This window comes from Mesorhizobium sp. M1A.F.Ca.IN.020.03.2.1 (genome assembly GCF_004023205.1).
Lineage (GTDB): Bacteria > Pseudomonadota > Alphaproteobacteria > Rhizobiales > Rhizobiaceae > Mesorhizobium.
Map to the genome: position 1 here is coordinate 21,508 of NZ_RZSV01000056.1, position 7,664 is coordinate 29,171.

Sequence of the window (7,664 nt, forward strand, 5' to 3'; positions counted from 1 at the left end):
GCGGAAATGAATATGGACTATCGCGGACGGGGCCTGGCTTTGCCGCCGCACTATTGGCGAAATTCACTTGCCGAGGGTTCACAGGATTCTCCCCAAGGAGCGAGAAACGGGGTGGCCCCTCAACCACCGTCGTGCCAGGCGCAAGGAACAGCAAAACACCGGCAGAGCGTGCTTGCAATAGGGCCTGCGCGGCAAAATCGATTTCGCGCCGCGCCAAGCAACTTAGATTAGCAATCATTCATTGAAAGGCGTATCAATCCGGCAGCGGTCGCCGACGATCGCGCGTCAGGCCCCGCTAATCCTTGGAAATGGGAGGATGCCATGGCCGAAGCTGCAATGAAGGTCACCAAGCTCGAATCCAAGTCGCATAACAATCCCGACGAGGTTCGCTCGCCCGCCAAGACCCGCGTCGAAGTGGTCCGGCTGCCGGGCTACACGCTCGGGCGGCTCAACATGGAGCCGGGCTGGAAATGGTCCGAATGCGTGAAGCCGGTGGTCAAGACCGACAGCTGCCAGGTCTCGCATGTCGGCTATGTCGTGTCCGGAACGATCACCATACGCATGGACGACGGGACGCAGAAGACCTTCGAGGCCGGCACCTCCTATACGATCCCGCCCGGGCATGACGCCTGGGTAGAAGGCAATGAGCCGTTCCAATGCATCGAGGTGCTGAGCGCCGAGCAATACGCCAAGCCGGTCTAGGGGCTGTCGGCCAAGGGACAGCGATCCCCCATGTGGGACGATCAGAGGGGGCGCTGTCCCGCCATCGTCTCAGAACCTGGATCTCCGGCTCGGCCGCACTTCGTCATCCTGGTGTTCGCGCGTCGCTCGGCTCCTGACTTCGTCTAGCATGACGCAGTTTTGGGCCGCGATCCTTCGCGCCCCTCCCTGGTCTCGCGGTCGACCCGCCAAAGGGGAGCACACCGGCGCAACCGGTCAAAGCCCTTGGTTGTGACGGGTTGCAGATGTTCTCATCCCCAGCTGGCCGGCTTGACAGGAAACTCCTTTTGTTCTCTTTATGTTCACACGCATTACCGCTTACAACAGTTGCTGCTAATGCTGCGATGCCGCAAAGCGGATGGATGGAGCCGGGAGCGCGATGGCCGCCACGAACGCCGCTTCGGCCGCTACGACCCTGCATGCCGATCTCGACGCCTTCTACGCCTCGGTCGAGCAACTGCTCGACCCGTCGCTGCGCGGCAAGCCGATCGCAGTCGGCGGCGGCGTAGTGCTTGCCGCCTCCTATGAGGCGAAGATTTTTGGCGTGCGCGGCGGCATGCCCGGCCGCAGGGCGCGCGAGCTCTGTCCGCAGCTCATCTTCGTCGGCGGCCGCTTCGGCGAATACCAGCGTCTCGGCGACGCCGCGATCAAGGTGCTCGACGATTTCACGCCGCTGGTCGAGCGCATCTCGATCGACGAGGCTTTCGCCGATGTCGCCGGCTGCACGCATCTGTTCGGACCGCCGGACGAAATTGCGCGAACCATCCGCCGCCGCGTGAAGAGCGAGCTCGGCCTGCCGATCTCGATCGGGGTGGCACGGACGAAGCATCTCGCCAAGATCGCCTCGCAGGTGGCCAAGCCCGACGGGCTGGTGGTGGTCGAGCCTGGCACCGAGCTTTCCTTTCTGCACGATTTGCCGGTGTCGCTGATGTGGGGCGTCGGTCCGGCAACCAAAGCGCGGCTCGCCGAGATCGGCGTCGAGACCATCGGGCAATTGGCGCGCACGCATAGCGGCGCGCTGGAGCGGCTGATCGGCCATGCCGCCGGCCAGAAGCTCGCGGCCCTTGCCTGGAACCGCGACCCGCGCCGGCTGGAGACGCATCGCCGCGCGCATTCGGCCGGCGCGCAGTCGGCGCTGGGCCGCAAACCGGCGCTGCCGCGCGTCTTCGTGCCGACGCTCCTACATCTTGCCGACCGCGTTGCCAGCCGCCTGCGCGCCAAGGACCGGCCCGGCCGCACGGTGACGGTGCGCGTGCGCTTTGCCGACATGCGCGCGGTCACGCGCTCGGTGACGCTGGAGCAGCCGATCCAGGCGACGACCATGCTCGCTGACGTCGCGGAAGAGCTGGTCAGAGGCGTGCTCGCCGCTCACCCGGGCGAACGGGAAATCTCGCTGCTGGCGATCTCGGTCTCGCATCTGGAAGAGCATGCCGAGCTGCAGCTCGAACTGCCGCTCGGCCTGGCGGACGAGAAGCTGAAGCCCGGCAGCCGCAAAGGCCTCGCCCGCTTCGGCGCCGACCGCGCCATAGACAAGATCCGCCAGCGCTTCGGCAAGCAGGCCGTCGGCTACGGCACCGTCGCGCTGCAAGCAGCGCGCTCGGTGCCGGATGAATTCAGGGAGCTGGCGGAGAAGGAGCTGTGAGGGAGGTGCTTCGGCATCTGCTCTGCGGCGCTGGAGATTGGCGAAAGCCGACGCGCCGTCCGATCTCCCCCTTGTGGGGAGATGTCGCCGAAGGCGACAGAGGGCGTCGCCGCGCGTGAAGCGCCGGCGTCGTCGGCGACGAAGACAATGCTGGCGATCTATGTGAGACGACCCTCTCTGGCCTGCCGGCCGTATCCCCCTCAAGGGTTGAGATCACGCGCTCGGTCGGCTGCCCTCAACCCGCCACCGCCCAGTCCAGCCGCATCGCCGCGCTCATCGTTTGCCCATCTTCAAGCACCGTCAGCCCTTCGCCGTGATGCGCATCGACCGGGTGCGACACCGGCTCGAAGCAGAAGAAGTCGGCGTCGGATGACGGGGAATAGAGGATATAGACGCCAAGCTCCGGCGAGGCGGTGAGCGTGACCCCGATCCCCTCCTCGAGCTGCGCGATCGAGGCGCGACGATTCCAGCCGTCGAAGGCGTTGTTGACCCAGTCCCACGGCAGCGGGATGGAGCGCGAGAAATCCCAGGCCGGGCGCTCGCTCACGGGCACGACGCCGACCGGCAAATGGCGCTCGTCCTCCAGCCAGACACGCCCGGCCTTGGCCTCGAGCAGGGTTGTGTCGCCGCGCGGGAACCAGGGATGGAAACCGAGGCCGTAAGGCAGGCGCATGCCGGCGCGGTTCTCCACCGTCAGCCGCGCCTCCAGCGCGCCGTCCCGCAGCGCATAGGTCACGGTAGCAGCATAGCGGTAAGGACCGATCGCGCCCTCGTCGAGCACCAGCTCCGCCTCGGTGTCCGTGCGGCGGGCAAGCCGCCACGGTTTCTGGAAACCGTCGCCGTGGATCGGAAAGGCTTCGCCCGGAACGTTCGGCGCGACCGCGTGGAAGCGGCCGTCGAAAGTGAAGCCGCCGCCGGAGATGCGGTTCGACCACGGCACCAGGAGCTGGCAGCCGGACGTCCCGGTGCCATCGCCGGGCTTCAGCAGCGGAACCGGCGCGCTGCCGATCACCAGCGCGTCATAGCGCGCGATCGCCGCGCCCTTCTCCGGCGCCAGCACCAGCCTCGCCTGCCCGTCGTTCAGCTTGACCGCGCCGGCCATATCCTCACCAGCCGCCATCGATGGCGATGTTCTGGCCGCTGATCATGTCGGAGGCGGGTGAGGCGAGGAACAGGACGAGCTCGGCGACATTGTCAGGCTCGATGCGCGTCTTGAGGCTTTGGTTCTCGAGGATACAGTCATTGTACTGCTTCAACCGGTCGCCGAAGACGCGCGCCTCCGCCTCCGAGACCACCGCGCCCGGCGACACGGCGTTGACGCGGATGCCATGCGGCCCGAGCTCGCGCGCCAGCGACTTGGTGAGCCCGAGCATGGCGCCCTTCGAGGCGACATAGGGTACGTAGCCGTCCCAGCGGCCGTTGAGCGTGATCGAGCAGAAGTTGACGATCTTGCCGTAGCCCTTCGCCTTCATGCCCGGCGCGCAGGCCCGCGCCAGCGCAAAGGCGGCCGAGGAATTGACGCGGATCTGATCCTCATATTCGGCCAGCGAGAACTGCTCGAACGGCCGGTTGATGATCAGCGCCGCGTTGTTGATCAGGATATCGATCCCACCTTCCTTCGCCGCCAGCGCGGCAACAGCCGCTTCCGCATCGGCCAGCCGGTTGAGATCGCAGCCGACGAAGGCCATATCGCCCCTGGCCTGTCCGGCAAGTCTCGCCACCGTCTGCTCGCCCTCACTAATGTCGGGGCGGTCGAGCACCAGCACGCGCGCGCCGGCCCGCGCCAGCGTTACCGCCTGGGCCCGGCCGAGCGAGCCGAGGCCACCCGTCAGCAACACTTTACGACCAGCGAGCGCCTTCATTGCCTAACCCCTCACAGGACAGAATGGACTTCGTCGATCGAAGTGTCGCCGATGCGCTTGTCCAGCACGATCTCGCCGCGCGCCATCGCGACGATACGGTCGCAGCACTCGAAGACGTGGTGCATGTTGTGACTGATGAAGACGCCTGTCACCCCCTGTTCCTTCAGGCCGCGCACGAAGCCGATCACCTTGTTGGTCTCCTTGACCGAGAGGTGATTGGTTGGCTCGTCGAGGATCATTACCTTCGACTTGAAGTGCATGGCGCGCGCGATCGCGACGCCCTGGCGCTGGCCTCCGGAGAGCTCGCCGACGAGCGCGTCGGGGGAGCGCAGATGCAGGTCGACATTGGCGATGGCGCGCACGCCTTCCTCGGCCATCTTCTTCTGGTCGAGGATGCCGACGCCGAGGATCGAAAACCGGGTCGGCTCACGGCCGATGAACAGGTTGCGGGCGATCGACATGGTGGGGACCATGGAATTGTACTGGTAGATGGTCTCAATGCCGAGATCCATCGCGTCGCGCGGCGTCGCGATGCTGACCTCCCTGCCCTCGACCTTGATCTCGCCCTGGTCGGCGCGGTGGACGCCGGACAGGATGTTGATCAAGGTCGACTTGCCGGCGCCGTTGTCGCCGACCAGGCCGAGCGCCTCGCCGCGCTTGAAGTCGAGCGTGACGCCTTTGAGGGCATGCACGCCGGAATACCATTTGTGCAGATCGCGCACAGAGATGATGGCATCGCTCACGGCTCAGCCCTCCATCTTGATGGCCTTGGCGCGCTTGCGCATCCAGGCATTGGCGACGACGGCGAAGATGGTCAGGAAGCCGATGGCGAATTTGAACCAGTTGGCGTCGACATGGCTGAGCACAAGGCCGTTGTCGATGACCCGGATGAGCGTCGTGCCGATGATGCCGCCCATGACGGTGCCGATGCCGCCGGCGAGCGAGGCGCCGCCGATGACGGCGGATGCCACCGCCTGCAGCTCCATGCCCTCGCCGATCGAAGGCAGCGGCGACCCCAGCCGCAGCACCTGCAGCATGCCGGCGAAACCCGAGAGCACCGAGCACAGCATGAAGCAGACGATTTTGACCCTGGCGGTCGGGATGCCCATCGCGGCGGCGGCCGGCAGGAAGCCGCCGGTAGCCTTGATCCAGTTGCCGAAATTGGTGCGCGACAGCATCAGCGAGGTCAGCACCGCGACCGCGACGAACCACAGAAACGACATGCGGAACATGTTGCCCGGCCCGACGAAGGAAGTGAACAGCCAAGTCGGCAGGTCGGCGGGCAGCAGCGGCGGGAAGCCGCCGGACACGACGACGGTGAGCGAGCGCGCCATGAAGAGCATGCCGAGCGTGGTGATGAAGCTCGGGATGGCGAAGCGGATGGTGACGTAACCGTTGATGAAGCCGATGGCCGCCGAGACGAGCAGCCCGGCGAGCAGCGCCAGCGGGAACGGCCAGCCCTGCACCATCAGCACCGCCATCGTCATCGGCATCAGCGCGAAGACCGAACCGACCGACAGGTCGAACTCGCCGCTGATCATCAGGATGGTAACGCCGATGGCGACGAGGCCGGCCTCCGGCAGGATGCCGAGGATGCCGCGCAGATTGTCCTGGTTCAGGAACACGCCGTGGGAGCGGACCTGGAACAGGACGATGAGCAGCACCAGGAGGATCAGCCCGGCCAGTTCCGGCTTCTCGAGATAGGTCTTGAACAGGCGCTTCAATGAAAGGCTCCGGTGCGGTGATTGTGAAAGGTACTGTGGCGCCGCGTTCCTTCACACCCCCCTCTGTCCTGCCGGACGGTCCGGCAGGACAGAGGGGGGTGATGTCCCGCCAGCATTTCGGTGACGGGCGTCTCGGCCAATCTCAAAGGCATGCGACCTCAGCGCATGCCCTGCGCGGACAGCGCCATGATCGCATCGGCGTCCTTCTGGCGCACGATGCCCTGCCCCGTGTCGATGTCGGAAGGCGCAAGACCGAGCTTCTTGTTGAGATAGACTTCCATCACCGGCATGAAGCCCTGCATGTAGGGCTGCTGGTCGACCAGCGCCTGGACATAGCCCTTCTGCATCTGCTGCAGCACTTCCGGCACGAGATCGAAGCCGCCGAGCAGGACCTTGCCGGGCGCGACCCCGCGATCGGCCAGCACGCGCGCCACGCCGGCGCACCAGAAGCCGGTGTCGAAATAGGCGGTGGTGTCGGGATGCGCGTTGAGATAGGCGCCGACGCGGTCGGAAGTGATGGCGAGGTCGGTGCCGCTGTCGAGACGCTCCCACGAAACGTCGCGGTCCTTATGAGCGGCCTTGTACTCCTCGAGGAACTGCATGACGCCGGCGCCGCGGGTTTCCGACCAGTTCTGGCCCGGCGCCGAAATGCCGACCAGCACCTTGATCGGACCATCCTTCGGAAAGTTCTCGGAAATCGCCTTGGCGAGCGAGTAGCCGGCTGGCTTGAAGCCCTGGCCGATGAAGGCCTGGCGCGCATTGCCCTTGGCGCCTTCGGTGTCGTCGACATTGACGGCGATCACCACCACGCCGGCGTCGCGGGCCTCCTTGATGACATCGTCGAAGGCATGGTCGTCGACGATGGAGGTGAGCAGCGCGTCGGGCTTGGCGGCAAGGGCCGCGCGCATGTTCGCGACCTGCTGCTCGATCGATCCCTCGGTCTGGGTGAAGACCATGTTGCAGTTGGCCTCGACCTTGGCGCAGCCATCATCGAAACCTTTCTTCACCGCCTGCCAGAATGTGTTGGAGGCCGACGAATGATGGGTGAAGACGATGTTGAGCCCGTCGGCTTTGGCGGCCGATTGCCCGCCGATGAGGGCGGCGCCGAGCAGAAGCATTGCTGTCAGTTTTCTCATGTTTGTTCCTCCCTATGGATCCTAGATGTGCGTCTTGGGCTAAATGTCCGTCTGGCTGCTGACGCGGCGGTGGACGGTGTAGGCCTTGCCAAGATCGGGACTGAGCGCCAGCCCGAGCCCAGGCCCCGGCGGCACGGTGATCATGCCGTCTTTCACCTCGGGCAGCGCCGTCACCAAGTCGCGGTACCAGGTGCGGTAGAAGGCGCGCACGCTTTCCTGGACGAGCGCGTTGGGCGCGTTGAGCGACAAATGGGTGGACGCTGCGAGCACGACCGGACCGGTGCAGTCGTGCGGCGCCACCGGCAGCCGCCAAGCCTCGGCCATCGAAGCGATCTTGCGCGCCTCCGACAGACCGCCGCACCAGGAGATGTCGAGCATGACGATCCCGGCCGCTCCGGTCTCCAGAAGATCGCGGAAAGCCCAGCGGCTGCCCAGCGTCTCGGAGGCCGAGATCGGCGCCGGACTGGCGGCGGCGTAACGCCTCAAATCGCCGAGGCTGTCCATGCGGATCGGGTCTTCGTGCCAATAGGTGGCGTAGGGCCTGAGCGCCTCGGCAATTCTCATCGCCGGCAGGAGCTGC

General features: G+C 65.8%; 8 protein-coding genes. 2 read left to right on the forward strand and 6 right to left on the reverse strand.

All coding sequences use genetic code 11. The annotated features are described in order from the left end of the window. Positions 1-321: 321 nt before the first annotated feature. Positions 322-702 (forward strand): cupin domain-containing protein, encoded by a 381-nt coding sequence (locus tag EOA79_RS11920; protein ID WP_095824579.1) that lies wholly within the window; start codon positions 322-324, stop codon positions 700-702. Positions 703-1,099: 397 nt separating this feature from the next. Further along, on the forward strand, positions 1,100-2,362 hold the full coding sequence (dinB, locus tag EOA79_RS11925) for a DNA polymerase IV (protein WP_095824580.1): 1,263 nt from the start codon (positions 1,100-1,102) through the stop codon (positions 2,360-2,362). Between the two features lie 235 nt (positions 2,363-2,597). On the opposite strand, the gene EOA79_RS11930 is transcribed toward dinB, so the two are convergent. From EOA79_RS11930 to EOA79_RS11955, 6 genes are all read right to left on the reverse strand, one after another. Beyond that, on the reverse strand, positions 2,598-3,482 hold the full coding sequence (locus EOA79_RS11930) for an aldose 1-epimerase (protein ID WP_245322365.1): 885 nt from the start codon (positions 3,480-3,482) through the stop codon (positions 2,598-2,600). After that, on the reverse strand, positions 3,469-4,224 hold the full coding sequence (locus EOA79_RS11935) for an SDR family oxidoreductase (protein WP_095824581.1): 756 nt from the start codon (positions 4,222-4,224) through the stop codon (positions 3,469-3,471). The genes EOA79_RS11930 and EOA79_RS11935 overlap by 14 nt, the downstream gene beginning before the upstream one ends. Positions 4,225-4,235: 11 nt before the next feature. Beyond that, on the reverse strand, positions 4,236-4,967 hold the full coding sequence (locus EOA79_RS11940; RefSeq protein ID WP_127335180.1) for an ATP-binding cassette domain-containing protein: 732 nt from the start codon (positions 4,965-4,967) through the stop codon (positions 4,236-4,238). 3 nt (positions 4,968-4,970) lie between these two features. Beyond that, complete coding sequence (locus EOA79_RS11945; protein ID WP_066993166.1) at positions 4,971-5,948, reverse strand: ABC transporter permease; 978 nt, start codon at positions 5,946-5,948, stop codon at positions 4,971-4,973. A gap of 158 nt (positions 5,949-6,106) precedes the next feature. Further along, entirely contained in the window at positions 6,107-7,084 is a 978-nt protein-coding gene (locus EOA79_RS11950) for a sugar ABC transporter substrate-binding protein (protein ID WP_095824582.1), read from the reverse strand. A 39-nt stretch (positions 7,085-7,123) separates the two neighbouring features. Further along, on the reverse strand, positions 7,124-7,664 hold a 541-nt coding region (locus tag EOA79_RS11955), incomplete at its 5' end, for an enolase C-terminal domain-like protein (RefSeq protein WP_281060273.1).